The organism is Synergistaceae bacterium, from assembly GCA_012521675.1.
GTDB lineage: Bacteria > Synergistota > Synergistia > Synergistales > Aminobacteriaceae > JAAYLU01.
On record JAAYLU010000028.1, the window covers coordinates 1 to 13601 of the forward strand.

General features: G+C 62.0%; 18 protein-coding genes. 15 read left to right on the forward strand and 3 right to left on the reverse strand.

Annotated elements, in window-relative coordinates:
• The 12 genes from GX181_03560 to flgL all read left to right on the forward strand — a co-directional run.
• Window positions 1-123 (forward strand): flagellar basal body L-ring protein FlgH (locus GX181_03560; protein ID NLM71025.1); only part of this gene is annotated, 123 nt, incomplete at its 5' end.
• 16 nt (window positions 124-139) lie between these two features.
• Entirely contained in the window at window positions 140-1243 is a 1104-nt protein-coding gene (locus tag GX181_03565; protein NLM71026.1) for a flagellar basal body P-ring protein FlgI, read from the forward strand.
• Window positions 1244-1573, forward strand: coding sequence for a hypothetical protein (locus tag GX181_03570; GenBank protein NLM71027.1), 330 nt, complete (start codon window positions 1244-1246; stop codon window positions 1571-1573). It begins immediately after the preceding gene.
• Between the two features lie 3 nt (window positions 1574-1576).
• Window positions 1577-1993: a YkgJ family cysteine cluster protein gene (locus GX181_03575; GenBank protein NLM71028.1), complete on the forward strand. Its 417-nt coding sequence runs from the start codon at window positions 1577-1579 to the stop codon at window positions 1991-1993.
• 59 nt (window positions 1994-2052) lie between these two features.
• Complete coding sequence (locus tag GX181_03580) at window positions 2053-3237, forward strand: DUF3084 domain-containing protein (protein NLM71029.1); 1185 nt, start codon at window positions 2053-2055, stop codon at window positions 3235-3237.
• A 3-nt stretch (window positions 3238-3240) separates the two neighbouring features.
• Window positions 3241-3459: an alcohol dehydrogenase gene (locus GX181_03585; GenBank protein NLM71030.1), complete on the forward strand. Its 219-nt coding sequence runs from the start codon at window positions 3241-3243 to the stop codon at window positions 3457-3459.
• On the forward strand, window positions 3456-3875 hold the full coding sequence (locus GX181_03590; GenBank protein ID NLM71031.1) for a GNAT family N-acetyltransferase: 420 nt from the start codon (window positions 3456-3458) through the stop codon (window positions 3873-3875). Before GX181_03585 ends, GX181_03590 begins: the two co-directional genes overlap by 4 nt.
• Complete coding sequence (locus GX181_03595; GenBank protein ID NLM71032.1) at window positions 3862-4515, forward strand: ComF family protein; 654 nt, start codon at window positions 3862-3864, stop codon at window positions 4513-4515. The genes GX181_03590 and GX181_03595 overlap by 14 nt, the downstream gene beginning before the upstream one ends.
• A gap of 41 nt (window positions 4516-4556) precedes the next feature.
• Complete coding sequence (gene flgM / locus GX181_03600) at window positions 4557-4844, forward strand: flagellar biosynthesis anti-sigma factor FlgM (protein ID NLM71033.1); 288 nt, start codon at window positions 4557-4559, stop codon at window positions 4842-4844.
• A 2-nt stretch (window positions 4845-4846) separates the two neighbouring features.
• The gene (locus tag GX181_03605) at window positions 4847-5299 is read left to right on the forward strand and encodes a flagellar protein FlgN (GenBank protein NLM71034.1); all 453 of its coding nucleotides are present in this window, start codon (window positions 4847-4849) and stop codon (window positions 5297-5299) included.
• Between the two features lie 15 nt (window positions 5300-5314).
• Window positions 5315-7822, forward strand: coding sequence for a flagellar hook-associated protein FlgK (gene flgK, locus GX181_03610; protein NLM71035.1), 2508 nt, complete (start codon window positions 5315-5317; stop codon window positions 7820-7822).
• 13 nt (window positions 7823-7835) lie between these two features.
• The gene (gene flgL / locus GX181_03615) at window positions 7836-10901 is read left to right on the forward strand and encodes a flagellar hook-associated protein FlgL (GenBank protein ID NLM71036.1); all 3066 of its coding nucleotides are present in this window, start codon (window positions 7836-7838) and stop codon (window positions 10899-10901) included.
• Window positions 10902-11720: 819 nt separating this feature from the next.
• Here flgL and GX181_03620 read toward each other — a convergent pair.
• Genes GX181_03620 through GX181_03630 form a run of 3 tightly spaced genes read right to left on the reverse strand, consistent with a single transcriptional unit; the run spans window position 11721 to window position 12766 of the window.
• On the reverse strand, window positions 11721-12248 hold the full coding sequence (locus GX181_03620) for a peptide deformylase (protein ID NLM71037.1): 528 nt from the start codon (window positions 12246-12248) through the stop codon (window positions 11721-11723).
• A 27-nt stretch (window positions 12249-12275) separates the two neighbouring features.
• Window positions 12276-12548 (reverse strand): type II toxin-antitoxin system RelE/ParE family toxin, encoded by a 273-nt coding sequence (locus GX181_03625; protein ID NLM71038.1) that lies wholly within the window; start codon window positions 12546-12548, stop codon window positions 12276-12278.
• Entirely contained in the window at window positions 12545-12766 is a 222-nt protein-coding gene (locus GX181_03630) for a ribbon-helix-helix protein, CopG family (GenBank protein ID NLM71039.1), read from the reverse strand. The genes GX181_03625 and GX181_03630 overlap by 4 nt, the downstream gene beginning before the upstream one ends.
• Before the next feature lie 201 nt (window positions 12767-12967).
• On the opposite strand from GX181_03630, the gene GX181_03635 reads away from it, so the two are divergent.
• From GX181_03635 to GX181_03645, 3 genes are all read left to right on the forward strand, one after another.
• A complete protein-coding gene (locus GX181_03635; GenBank protein ID NLM71040.1) occupies window positions 12968-13255 on the forward strand; it encodes a nucleotidyltransferase family protein in 288 nt (95 codons plus the stop codon).
• 72 nt (window positions 13256-13327) lie between these two features.
• On the forward strand, window positions 13328-13453 hold the full coding sequence (locus GX181_03640) for a DUF86 domain-containing protein (protein ID NLM71041.1): 126 nt from the start codon (window positions 13328-13330) through the stop codon (window positions 13451-13453).
• 1 nt (window position 13454) lies between these two features.
• Window positions 13455-13601: IS110 family transposase (locus tag GX181_03645; GenBank protein ID NLM71042.1), on the forward strand; the 147-nt coding region annotated here is incomplete at its 3' end.

The following is a 13601-nucleotide window of genomic DNA, read 5'->3' on the forward strand; positions in this document are numbered from 1 at the left end:
AGCTACAACAGGATCAGGAGCGACCTGGTCGCCAACGCGGAGATAGACATCAAGGGCCGGGGGACTATCTCCCGCCTGCAGAGGCCCGGCATACTGACCCAGATCATGCAGGCCCTGTTCTAAGGGGGCGAGAGGGGATATGAGGATTCGACGCATCGCGACGACGACCCTCCTGCTGATGTTGCTGGCCTCTTGCTCCTTGGCCGCGAGCCACCCGGACGTCCGGATAAAGGACCTCGCCGACGTGGAGGGGGTCCGGTCCAACCAGCTCGTCGGGCTCGGCCTTGTTATGGGGTTGCAGGGGACAGGGGACAGAAGCGCGATGGCCGTGCAGATGATCCGGAACATGATGGGGCAGTTTGGCATAACCGTCGGCGACAAGGCGGTGCGCAGCAGGAACGTCGCGGTGGTCACCCTGACCGCGGAGCTCCCCGCCTTCGCCCGTCCGGGGCAGACGATAGACGTCACTGCCAGCGCGATGGGAGACGCGAAGAGCCTGCAGGGCGGCACACTGCTGCAGACGCCGTTGAAGGCGGCGGACGGCAACATCTACGCCGTGGCGCAGGGACCCCTGCTGGTGGGCGGATTCGTCGCGGAGGGCGCCGGCGGGGCGATGACGAAGAACATCGTCACGGTCGGCAGGATCCCGGGCGGTGCGATAGTCGAGAGGGACGTCCCGACGAGGTTCACCGCGGGCAGGCAGATAAACCTGCTCCTGCGGAACCCGGACTTCACCACGTCCGAGAGAATGGCAAGCGCGATAAACTCCGCTTTCGGGAGCATAGCGGCTCCGATAGACGCAGGCAGGGTCGCGGTAAGCGTGCCCCCTCAGTACGAGTACTCCCCCGCGTCGTTCGTGGCCAAGCTGGAGACCCTGTCGGTCAGGCCGGACACTGCGGCCAGGGTGGCTGTCAACGAGCGAACCGGCACGGTGGTCATGGGGGGCGACGTCCGCATAGGGGCTGTGGCGGTAGCCCACGGAAGCCTCACTGTCAGGGTTACCGAAAGCCCGGAGGTGTCGCAGCCGGCGCCCTTCAGCAGGGGGACCACCTCGGTGCAGCCAAGGACGGACGTGGACGTGGAGGAGCCCCTTGGGCAGTTCATAGCGCTGGAGGCAACCAGCACGGTCGAGGAGCTTGTAGACGCGCTTAACTCCGTGGGGGCCTCCCCGCGCGACGTGATTGCGATACTCCAGGCGATAAAAGAGGCCGGTGCTTTGCACGGAGAACTGGTGGTGATGTAGATGGAGATGGAGCCCCGTTTCGCGTCGTTCGTGCCCTCCACTGCCGATGTCACGAAGATCAAGAAAGAGCTGAAGGGCATCAAGGACAGGGAGAGGCTGAAGGAGGCCTGCCAGCAGTTCGAGTCCATCCTCCTGGCCGAGCTGTGGAAGAAGATGAACGCCAACGCCCGGGCCATAAGCGGCCGCGAGTCGCGCGCCTTCGGCCCGCTGGAGGACCTGGCGGTGGAGATGTCCGCGGAGCAGCTGGCCAAGGACGGCGGGTCCGGGATGTGGCGGGTGCTGTACGAACAGCTGGTGGTCCACCTAGAGGACCAGGACGAGGATGAATGACAGGTGTGGTGGGATAAAGGACTTCGCTTCACCTGCCTGGGCTGCGGCCGCTGCTGCAGGGGAGCGCCCGGGGCTATTTACTTTACGCTGAAGGAGGAGGAGGAGATCTCCTCCTTCCTGTCGCTTGAGGTCGAAGACTTTCGTCGCAGGTACGTCACCTCCCGCTGGGGCGCGAGAAGCTTCAGAGAGAGGGGCAACGGCGATTGCATATTCTTCGACGCTAAAAGTGCGCGCTGCACCATCTACCCGGTGCGTCCCCTTCAGTGCAGCCTCTTTCCCTTCTGGCCCAGCCGGCTCGAGTCCGAGGAGGAGTGGAACGAAACCGCCGCCGAGTGTCCCGGCATGAACCAGGGCGAGCTGCACCGGGCTGACAAGATACTCTCCTTATTATCCGAAAATCCATTCCCGGACCTGCTATAATGTAATATCGCAGCAGGAGACGAATAGTTCCCGCCGGAGGGACAGCGAGGGGAGAGCCAATGCAGATCCAAATCTGGTCGGACATGAACTGGGGCCTCATACTCGCCCTGGTGGTGCTGAGCGGCGTGCTTGCCTACCTCGGAGACGTGCTCGGCATGCGCCTTGGAAAGAGGCGCATATCGTTGCTGGGCCTTCGTCCCCGCGACACCAGCCGCGTCATAACCGCCATAACCGGCGCCCTCATATCCATCGCCATCCTCGTCACAATGACGATAATCTCCGACAACGTCCGCACGGCCCTCTTCAGCATGAAATTCCTCCAGGGACAGCTCCAGACACTGACCAGGGACCTGCAGAAGAGCAGGGACGAGGCGGAGCTTGCGGCCATGAACCTGGCTGGAAGCGAGACGAGGCTCCAGGAGCAGCAAAAGATGCTCTCCGAGGTCCAGTCCGAGCTGGAGAGCGTCTCCCCGATGCTCGACGAGGCGAGAAGCGAGCTCTCCCTGGTCCGGGCGGAGAAGGAGAGGATCGAGCAGGAGAAGAGCGCCCTGTCCCGCTCTGTTGAGGAGCTGAAGGAGGAGGCGGAGGAGCTTCGCAAGGGCTTGGTCCAGATGCGCAGCGGACGAATCGCCGTTTTCGCCCGCGAGACATTGAGCCAGGCCGCCATAGAGCCGATGAGCACCAGGGGTGAGACAGAGAGAATCTTCCAGGAGCTTCGCCGCAGGGCCGCCCTCGTGGTCGCCGCCCGCACCGGTCAGTCGACATCGGACATTGTCCTGGCCGTCGACCTGGAGACTGAGTCCGAACGGATCGGCGAATGTTCGGACCAACCGATCAGGAGGTTCGTCAGGACGATCGCCGAGGCCAACGCTGTTCTAGGAGAGGACATCCGCGTGGTCTACGAGGTGCGGGACAGCGTGCTTGTCTATAGAAAAGGCGAGCTCCTCCTGTCCCGGATAATACAGCCCTACGAGGGGATCAACGCGGAGACGGAGCTTCACCTGATCCTGCGCATGGTCAACAGGAGGGCGGTAGCCGACGAGATCAAGCCCGACCCTGTCACCGGCGACGTGGGTACCCTGGACGGAGCGCAGTTCTTCGAGGCGGTCGACCAGCTCTCCAAGGCCGACGGCCCTATGAGAATAGACATAACCGCCGCGGAGGACATTCACACGGAGGGCCCGGTGAGGGTTGCGATAAGGCTGAGCCCCGCCGGAGGGACAAATGAACCGCTGGAGGAATGATAAATGTTGATAGTCGCATGCCAGGTCTGCGGCGAGACCAAGGTGATCGCGGGGACCGCCGACATAGACGGAATGGCCCGCGCGATGTGGATCTGCCCCGAATGTGGCACAGGGCAGGTGGTTCAGCTCCCTGTTTCCGCCGACGCCAGGAAGTCCGACCTCCGCGCAATAGTCCGCGGAATGGCGCTGGTCGCCCACGGCGGGCTGGAGGAGTGCCAGTGAACGGAGGCTACCTCTTCTACGACAGCAAGCATGCGATAACAGCGCAGGAGCTTGCGAATCTCTACCGGTTCACCCGCTGGGGGCGCAGCCGCTCGGTCGAGGACATCGAGAGGATGCTGGCCGGGACGTCCATGTGCTTCAGCGTCCGCCACGAGGGTCGGCTGGCGGCCTTCTGCCGCATTCTGACGGACTTCGTCTACCGGGCGTCCCTGTGGGACATAATGGTTCACCCGGACCACCAGGGCAGGAGGGTGGGAACAGCCCTGATCGACTACTCGCTCGACCACCCGGCCATCAGGGAGATACCGCTCATCATCACCTACACCACCGAGCTGGCCCCCTTCCTGACACCTCACGGCTTCACGCAGAGAGAGGACGCCCTGATGCTGCTGAGGCGGCCGATTGAGTATTCCTGAGGAGCTGGCACGGTTCGCCTCGCACCTCCTGTGGCCCGTCGCCTGCCCCTTCTGCGGCTCGGTAGGCGAGAGCGCGTGCGTGCTCTGCCTGAGGCGGCTGCTCGAACCGCCCATGCCGATCGACCTCGGGGGACTGTCGCTCTCCTCCGGCGGGGAGCACGAAGGAGTCATGAGGGAGCTGGTGCTGGCCCTCAAGTACGGAGGAGACAGGTCGCTGGGAAAGGCCATGGGACGTGCCCTCGCGGAGACTTTCCCAAGGCCGGACGCGGACCTGCTGGTGCCCATACCGCTCCACCGGGGCGGCGAGAGATCGTTCAACCAGTCGGCGGCCATCGCCGAGGGCGCGGGGACGGTGTGGGGCATTCCGGTGCTGGACGGGCTGGCATGGAGCGAGAGGCGAGCGGCCCAGACGTCGCTCGGCCTCGTGGACCGCAAGATGATGCCCGCGGACGTGTTTCGCACGGTGAAGCGCGGTATCTCGGGGAGGAGGGTGGTCCTGGTGGACGACGTCTCCACAACAGGAACGACCCTGCTGAGGGCCGCCGGGGCCGTCGGTCGGGGAGGCGGTCGCGTGGAAAGCGCCATGACGTGGACGTATGTGCCGGGGGGGGCTAAAGAGCCCGTCGACGCCGTCCGATAACTGATATGAAGTGAAGAAACTCTCCCACTGGGGTGATAACTATGCTTGACAAGATCTCCGGCGTGTACGGACCAACCGCCGCAGGCAAACTGAAATCGAAGAGGGACCGCCCCTCCCCTGCCAGGGATGTCAGGGGGGACGGCGCGGAGTTCAGCTCGTTCGCGGTCGAACTGGCCAAGGCCTCGGCCGAGCTGAAGAAGATCCCCGACGTGCGGGAACAGCTCGTAGACGACTTCAAAAAACGCATCGCCGAGGGGACCTACTCACCCGACCTGAACAGCGTGGCTCGAAGCCTGATAAACGCGGGACTGCTGGACCAGAAGGACTAACCGTGCCCTCTGCCGACTCTCTGGCGGAAGCGCTGACGCAGCAGGCCATCGTCCTGCGCAGGCTCGGTGATGCTACCGTTAGACAGAGAGAGGCGCTCAAAGAGGGGCGCCTCGATCTTTTACAGGACATCTTCAAGGAGCAGCAGTCCGCGGGCTTCGCGGCCGAGGCCGCCGAGGAGCGCCGCAGGCGGGAGGCCGAAGGGCTTGCCAGGGCCCTCGGGTGCGAGCCAAACATCAGCGCCATCTGCGCCCGCCTGCCCGAGGAGGAGGCCTCCCCGCTGAGGGAGAGGGCCGACGAACTGCTCCTCCTGGTGAACGCGCTGCAGTCCGAGATATTCATCCTCTCCTCCTTGGTAGAGGAGAACCAGCGCCTCAACGGAATGATGGCCGCCGAGTGGCGGAGGCTGGAGGGCATGTACCCCTCATCCCGCTCCGGCTACGACTTCAAAGGATAAGGAGGCAACCACCCCATGTTGAACAGCTTTTTCGGCCTTGAAATGGGGCGACGCGCCCTCGACTACTTCCGCAGGGGGATGGAGACCGCCGGTCACAACATCTCGAACGCAGACGTGGAGGGCTTCTCCCGCCAGAGGGTGGAGGCCTCCACCACGCGCCCCTTCACCGAGCCGGGGCTCAACCGCCCGGCGATTCCCGGGCAGATCGGCACCGGCGTCCAGATAGACGCCATAGTCCGCCTCCGCGATGCCTTTCTGGACATACAGTTCCGCGAGGAGAACACGGTCAAGGGCTACTGGGAGCAGATCGACCGAGCCATGGATGCGCTGCAGGTATACGTCAACGAGCCGGCCGGCAAGGGGTTCAAGACCTCCCTGGACGAGTACTGGGGCGTGCTGCAGGAGCTGCACAAGAGGCCGGACAGCTCCAGCGTGCGCGAGGAGATAGTCGAGAAGACCAAGAACCTGACCGTCTACCTGGACCAGCTGGTCATGAACTACGACGAGTACCGCACTGCCATGAACCGAGAGGTAAAGCTGATGGTCCAGGAGGTAAACACCATAATCGAGCAGATAGCCGCGCTCAACAGGACCATAGCGCAAGTCCAGGCGGCGCACGGCAACCCGAACGACCTGATGGACAGGCGCGACCTGCTGGTGGAGAAGCTGGCCAAGTTCATCGACATAGACGTCAACCCGCCGTGCCTCGAGGGGGACGGCGAGTTCAAGATAGACCTCCACGGCAAGCTGCTGGTGCAGGGGGAGCAGACCCGGCACCTGGTGCTCGTGGACGTGCCCGGCAACAGGGGCTTCTACGACGTGCAGGTGGAGGACAACCTCTTTGACGTAGTCTCCAACACGGACGTGCTGCACGCTACCGTCGAGCAGGGCGCGCCGGAGGCCATCCACACTGTCCACGTGAAGCGACTGGCCACCGAGAACAACTGGTCGCTGGGCCTGGGGGAGACTCACTGTCCGGACAGGGTCAAGCCGGAGACGAAGACGGAGGCCCTCAACCTCAGCGGCGCCTTCAGGCTGCAGATCGGCAGCCAGGGCACTCGCGTGTCCTCGTCCATATTCACGGCGGATCCCCCCGGCAACGGGATCGTTCTGGAGGGGGGCAAGCCGGGCGACGAGTACATCTTCAGGGTATCTGCGCACGACGTCGAGCGACTGATAAACGTGTCGTGGAACCAGGCGGATAACCGTTGGGACATCTCCGTCGACGGGGCCCTCTCGGGCTTCTCGACCGGGGAGGACCTCGCGCTGAAGGATCTGCACAAGGCCCTCGGAGGCTTCGCCCCCAACGTCGTGGTCTCGATTAACTCGGGTGAGAACCAGGTAGGGCTCGCGGGCATCGACGACGACCTTCTCTCCATAGTCGACATAAAGGGCGACCTGGCCTCCGTGCTCGGGATAGCCAACGACGCCCCTATCATCACGATCGAAGTGACGGAGGAGGACTCGCTGGAGACCATCCGCAACAAGATAAACAGCGCCTACACCACCTCCGGAGACCTGAACAGGCCGGAGGACTGGCTGCACGCGTCGATAGAGCTGGACCGTGCCACGGACACCTACTACCTGGTGCTGGAGAGCAACGCTTCGGGCGAGGCGCACCGGATAAACGTGATGGGGGACAGGGCGGGCAATCTGCAGATAGCCAAGAGGCTCGGCTTTCTGAACGGAGCGGACGACAGCTCCAGCTTCCTTGCAGTGTCGCGCGACGCCGCCTTCACCTTCGACGGAAAGCTCTACCTCTCCGAGAGCAACGCCTTCCGGAACGCACGACCGGTCCCGGTAAAGAACGACTACTCCGCCACGACAATGGAGGAGGTCTCGGAGGGAATACGCCTGGACCTGAAGGGGACGGGGCAGGCCAGCATAACGGTCCGCCATCACGTCAAGGGCGGCGCTATCAAGGGAATATTGGAGGCCAGGGACGACGTAGTCCTGAACTTCCTCGACGTCTTCGACGAGATAGCCTTCACCCTGGCGAGCGAGATGAACGCCCTGCACTACGCCGGGCACGGCATGGGCGAGAACTCCCATTCCACGGGAGTGGCCTTCTTCACCCCGATATCAGGCCTGTACGGGGCGAGCCGCAGCCTCTCCATAGCCCGCGCTATCGACGAGGACCGCAGCCTGATAGCCGCCGCAAGCGGAGACGGGCACGGCTACACGATGGGCGAGGGGGACGGAAGCAACGCGCTGCGAATGGCGCAGCTGAAGCAGTCCAAGGTGCTGCAGAGCCGCAGCTCCGACTTCAACACCTTCTACGAGGCCTTCATTGCCAGCCTCGGCTCGCAGGCCCAGAGGGCGGAGACCATGCTGAAGAACCAGAACACACTGGTGACCCAGATCGACAACCAGAGGCAGTCGATAATGGGAGTGAACGTGGACGAGGAGATGATGGACATAATCAAGTTCCAGCAGGCGTTCAACGCCATCTCCCGCTATATAACCACCATAGACGAGATGCTCGACAGGATCATCAACGGCATGGGCATCGTGGGCAGGTAAGGAGGTACCGGTCATGCAGCGAGTAACCAACGTAATGGTCCAGAGCCTGATGCTCTCGGACATGCACAGGAACCTCTCACGGCTGCTCGACTTTCAGCACAAGCTGGCGACGGGCAAGAAACACTCGCGTCCTTCCGACCACCCGATAGACGTGACCAGGGAGCTTGCGCTTCAGACGACCCTGTTCGAGAACAACCAGTACATACGCAACCAGGACGACGCCATGACCTGGCTGGCCAACACCGACGCGGCCTTCAACCAGATGATGGACGTGGCTCACCGCATACGAGAGCTCACCATCTACGCGGGCAACGGCGCGCTCGGCCCCGGCGAGACCAGGGCGATAGCAGACGAGATAATGGAGCTGCAGGAGGAGATGCGCAACATCGCCAACTACTCGGTGGAGGGGCGGTTTCTGCTCTCCGGCCTGGCCACCGGCGTGCGCCCGTTCGAGAAGGACCCCCTCGGCAACATAGTCTACAACGGCAACACGGGCAAGGTACAGTACGAGGTCGAGCGGGGCGTGGTCGGCAACGTCAGCTTCCACGGGCGGGAGGTCTTCCCGCTGGAGTACGTCTCCAACACCCTCACCAGCGTCGAGGTCCCGATAGACTTCATGTGGAAGGGGCGAGACGAGATAGTTCAGATCAAGGTCGGCGACCGAGCTGTCAAGGTCCACCTGACCGAGGACTGGGTCGACCGAAACATAAACGGCAGGGTCGACCTTACTGACTACAACCGCTTCCGCGACCATGGCGAGGTGCGCGGCCTCACCCTCGACGACATAGCCAAGCAGATCGAGGAGAGCATGGACATGGGCGACGTCAGCCGCCTGATCTCCGTGAGCGTGCAGAAGGACTACAACAACGGCACCCAGCGACTCGTCTTCAAGAGCCACACAGGCGAGCCGATACAGGTTACAAGCTGGCCCGAGACCGACAGGCTGCAGCAGACGCAGAGCATAGTCGGGGAGGGCTTGACGGCATGGACTGCGAACGACGACGGGACGCTACGGATCTACGTCCCAGGCGGCTTGGACGAGACGATCGACGTCGTCGCAGGGGATACCCTGCAGGATATCGCGGACAAGATCAACTCGACCGTCCAGGGGATAGAGGCTCGACTGTCGCCAGGGGATCCGTTGACGGAACCCGTCAGCCTGGTGGTCAGCTCGACCAAGGTCGACTTCCAGTTCCACATGGACCTGACCGAAGGCGCGCGGGAAATATTCGTCTCCGCTCCCGCCGATCCGGTCGTGACTCTCGCCTCAGAGGAGTCCAAGAGGCCCGTCGACCACAGCCACATAGACTTCTCGACCCTGATGGGGATGGAGACGACGCTTAAGAGCCGTCAGTTCGCGGACGGCGAGACCTTCAACGTCGCCACGGACCTGCACCTGCGCTTCGAGAGCGGGAAGAACGTGTCGGAGCTCAAAATCGACGGGGGCGGCACCCTCACGATAGACCAGCTCGCCGAGCGTATCAGACAGGTCGCTGGCGACTGGCTCGAGGTCGTCGTTCACGAGGACCACACAGAGATGGGCTTGGGAACCAGCGAGAACCTTGAGGAAATGACGAAGAGGCTGATACTGCGCCCCAAGGACAACGAGCCTCTGATCGTCATAGACAGGAATACCTCCAACCATGCGATGGACCTCGGCCTCTCCACCGCGATCCACAGCACGGGAGGGCAGCACGTTCAGGTTCAGTTCCCGGACTTCCTCTGCCTGGACAGGAACATGGCCGCTCGCGTGCAGGTCACGGTCGGCGGCAAGCAGTTCGCCGTCAAGCTCTACCCGGAGGACGTCGCGATCGACGCCACGGCCCCGACGATAGTGGCCGATCAGGCCAAGGTCATGGACCAGATAGTCAGACAGGTCAACTCGGCCGCGGGGGAGGAGCTGCTGGCCTGGACCGCCCTGGACGCGACAGCCACCTACCCGCAGGTCTCCATCTACGCCAAGAACGGCGAGGCCCTCAGGATAATCGATCTGCCGATAGGAGATCCTGCCTGGACGCCCTCGTACACTGCGGGGATAGCGATGCAGATGGGTCTGGCATCCGGGATAACGAGCACGCCCGTCTCCGAGGGCACGGTTTTGACGGCGGGCACCATACGGATAGAGTCGCTCGGCCGCACGGTCGACGTGGACATCTCTGCCGGAGACAACCCTGTAACAGTAGCCGACAAGATACGCAAGGCTGCTGGTAGCTGGCTCGATGTGGCCTACTTCGACCCGGACAAGCCTAATGCGACGGACGACGTGATGCTGAACATCGCCGCCAAGGACGGCGCGCCCATATCCATATTTGATGTCACCGGAAATGTGGCCCGTACCGTTCACATCGACAACGCCATCCGCGGCGACACAGACGTCTCGGGCTGGGCGCCGGACGGAGCATTGGCCAACAACCTGCTGACGATAACAGTGGACGGATACAGCCACACGATAGACCTGAACGCCATCTTCGACAGCAACGACGACGGTACGACGGATATAGAGGACGTCGTGGCCGCGATAAACGCTCGCTTCCAGGGGCAGGACGTCAAGGCTCAGCTGGTCGAAGACGGCGGAAATAGCTATCTCGTGCTCACCTCGCCCAGGGGATACAGAATTACGGTCGGCGGCACCGCCCAACCTCTCCTCACGGGCGGCGAGACAACGACGACACCCCGCGCCGGCTCTCCATCCGCCCGCTATACCCAGAACGTAGTCGTCCGCACAGCCTCCGACACCAGGAGGACCGACTTCTTCGACGTGATGGGCAACCTCGCAAACTCCGTGGCGGCAGAGGACCGGGAGGGACTAAGCGATATCATGCTGGGCCAGGTGGACCAGTTCATAGACAACCTGCTGAAGTGCCGCACATCCGGCGGCGCCATCCTCAAGCGCTACGAGAACAACCAGGCGCGCTTCAAGCAGAACAACGTCTACGTCACCGACCTGTACAGCAAGGTCTCCGACATAGACCTGGCCGAGACCAGCACCCAGTTCGCCATGGCCCAGGCCGTCTACCAGTCCAGCCTGGCCGTCATAGCCAAGATAGTCCAGCCCACCCTGGTGGACTTCCTGAGGTAGAAAAAACAGTCTAAGCCGATCAAGAACAAAGCCCCCGCCTTAGGGCCAGGGGGCTTTGTTGTGTAACAAACCAGTCATCCCGAACGACCAATGGCCCCTTTTGTCATCCCGAACGACCAACGGCCTCTTTTGTCATCCCGAACGGCGCAAAGCGCCGGAGGGATCTTGCTTAGAAGCCAACTCGAAGCGAGATCCCTCGCTACGCTCGGGATGACGAACGCGTCTGTCGCCTGCTTCGCGGCCAGGTGCACGCCGCATAAGCGATCGACAGTGCGAAGCCTCCGGCACGCAACTGCCGGAAGGCTCGCTGTGCTTCGCCTGTCGCCTGTCTGACCCCTCGTCGCCTGAGGCTCCTCGGGACAAGCGAACGACAAGGCTCGCTGTGCTTCGCCTGTCGCCTGTCTGACCCCTCGTCGCCTGAGGCTCCTCGGGACAAGCGAACGACAAGGCTCGCTTCGCCTCGCCTGTCGCCTGCTTCGCGGCCAGGTGCACGCCGCATAAGCGATCGACAGTGCGAAGCCTCCGGCACGCAACTGCCGGAAGGCTTGCTGTGCTTCGCCTGTCGCCTGCTTACGTCATCCCGAACGGCCAACGGCCTCTTTTGTCATCCCGAACGGCGCAAAGCGCCGGAGGGATCTAGACTTGGTGCCACCGTTCCCCCAGATCCCTCGGCGACGAAACAGCCTCGGGATGACACAAGCAGACGACCGAACGGGCGTTTTTTCCGTTCGTGTCGATCGCTTGGGCGGCATGTTTCTGGCCGCCTTCCCTAGGGCTCGTGATGACCGGGGCGGCTTTTCTTACCGAAGAAGCCTCCATCTAATCAACCTGCTCGTCGTAGAAGCTCCTGTGCTTTTCGTACTCTGACCTGTAGATGATCTCCTCCGGCTTTATGGCCCTGTCGGTCGCCAGGATGCCGTCCAGATGATCTGTCTCGTGCTGAAGCAGCTCCGACCTCGCCCGGTCGATGTCCGTCCATTCCCTCGCGGCCCCGTCCTCGTCCATGTATCGCACATCTATCGACACGTGCCTGCGAACGCGCACCAGAAGGTCGGGGAAGGACATGCAATCGTCCCACATCGTGAAGGTCTCCTCGCTTCTGCGGACGATCTCCGGGTTCGCTATGACGAACGTCTCGCTCCCCAAGTTAAGCGCGATCATCCGCCTCGCGATCCCGATCTGAGGCGCCGCGATCCCCCTTCCAAAACCGTGCTCGCGGCGAAACCGCTCAAGCGCCTCCTTGAGGTCTTTCATCTCCTCCCTCAGCGCCGAGTCGGTGAAGTCTGCAATCGGCTCCGACCTCCTGCGCAAAAGAGGATCGCCGAGGAGAAGCACCTCTCTGACCATTATTCCCGCCTCCAGTCCTCATACCCTTCATTGCTTGTATACTACATCTCTCCGGTCGAACTCAAGGGCCAATATCAGCAGCTTGTCGTCGATTATCTTCACTATCAACCTCCAGTCGCCGATCCTGTACCGCCATAACCCATCCAGGCCGCCCGCCAGGGGACGCCCGTATCTTCTCGGCTCCGTCGTTCCCTCAAGATGCGTGCTGATATACCTGTCCAATAACTCTCTAACCTGTCGATCCAGCTTCTTTATCCGGCGTGCGAGCGCCCGGTCGATTTCTACTCGGTACTTTATCATTCCAACTCCCAGTCTCGGCGCGCCTCCCCGTAGGGGATAAAATCTCCTCGCTTGACGACCTCCAGGTACCTCGTAAGGGCCGACCGGTCATACTCGTCCTCTATTCGATCCAACGCAGCCTGGCGGACGAATTGAGACACCGTTGTACCAGTCATTTCCGCGTACCGCCTGATGAGCTTAGCGTCCTCCTCCGTCATCCGAAGCGTGATAGTCGCCATGTCGCCACCCCCTTGCGCTTTACATTGTAAATCACATCCTCCGGTTGTCAAGGGAGGCTTCATAAAGCATCATGTGGTCTATTCGAGCGAGCGATGGTACAATTCGGAAAGGACCATGAACGGCGCAGCTAGGGCTGGGGTTCTTTGAAGGAAGGAGGGACGACAGTGCGGATTCGTGAACCGGTCAAGGACAAGGAGTCGATTTTCGAGGGCCTTGATAGAGCAAGAGAAGACCTGGCGGCGCTCGGAGTCATCACGGTCGGCCTGTTCGGATCCTTCGCAAGGGGCGATCAGAACGACGACAGCGATGTCGACCTTCTCGTGGAGTTCGCCGAGGGGAAGAGAACCTTCGACAACTTCATGGAGCTTTCCTTTCTTCTGGAGGACTTGATGGGCAGAAGGGTCGAGATAGTCACGCGGGAGGGCATGAGCCCTCACATTCTGCCCAGGGTGCTGGAGGAAGTCGAGAGCTACAATGTCGCATCGTGAGTACTTGCTGCACATCGCGGAGGAGAAACCGAGGAATACAAGTCCGAGCATCCAGAGGTAGAGTGGAGAAAAATGGCCGGAATGAGGGACAGATTGATCCACGATTACTTTGGAGTGGACTACAGGATAGTGTGGGATGTTGCGGTTAACAAGCTCCCGGCGTTGAAAATCGAAATAACAAGATTATTGGCCGAATGAAATCGTAATCTCCAAGCGCGGATCTCCCTCTCTGAGGAGGGCCTTTTGGATGTCTGCCGTAGTCGCGGCGCAGACCGACCCCGTGTTCAAGGCGCTTTACGAGAAGAAGCGGAGAGAGGGAAAGGCCTACGGAACCGCCATCGGCGCG

Bases quoted from the DNA above. Each gene is read 5' to 3' on its own strand.
- flgM (NLM71033.1), top strand. From the start codon at position 4,557: ATGCTTGACAAGATCTCCGGCGTGTACGGACCAACCGCCGCAGGCAAA.
- GX181_03565 (NLM71026.1), top strand. From the start codon at position 140: ATGAGGATTCGACGCATCGCGACGACGACCCTCCTGCTGATGTTGCTG.
- GX181_03570 (NLM71027.1), top strand. From the start codon at position 1,244: ATGGAGATGGAGCCCCGTTTCGCGTCGTTCGTGCCCTCCACTGCCGAT.
- GX181_03620 (NLM71037.1), bottom strand. From the start codon at position 12,248: ATGGTCAGAGAGGTGCTTCTCCTCGGCGATCCTCTTTTGCGCAGGAGG.
- GX181_03625 (NLM71038.1), bottom strand. From the start codon at position 12,548: ATGATAAAGTACCGAGTAGAAATCGACCGGGCGCTCGCACGCCGGATA.
- GX181_03640 (NLM71041.1), top strand. From the start codon at position 13,328: ATGGCCGGAATGAGGGACAGATTGATCCACGATTACTTTGGAGTGGAC.
- GX181_03630 (NLM71039.1), bottom strand. From the start codon at position 12,766: ATGGCGACTATCACGCTTCGGATGACGGAGGAGGACGCTAAGCTCATC.
- GX181_03580 (NLM71029.1), top strand. From the start codon at position 2,053: ATGCAGATCCAAATCTGGTCGGACATGAACTGGGGCCTCATACTCGCC.
- flgK (NLM71035.1), top strand. From the start codon at position 5,315: ATGTTGAACAGCTTTTTCGGCCTTGAAATGGGGCGACGCGCCCTCGAC.
- flgL (NLM71036.1), top strand. From the start codon at position 7,836: ATGCAGCGAGTAACCAACGTAATGGTCCAGAGCCTGATGCTCTCGGAC.
- GX181_03585 (NLM71030.1), top strand. From the start codon at position 3,241: ATGTTGATAGTCGCATGCCAGGTCTGCGGCGAGACCAAGGTGATCGCG.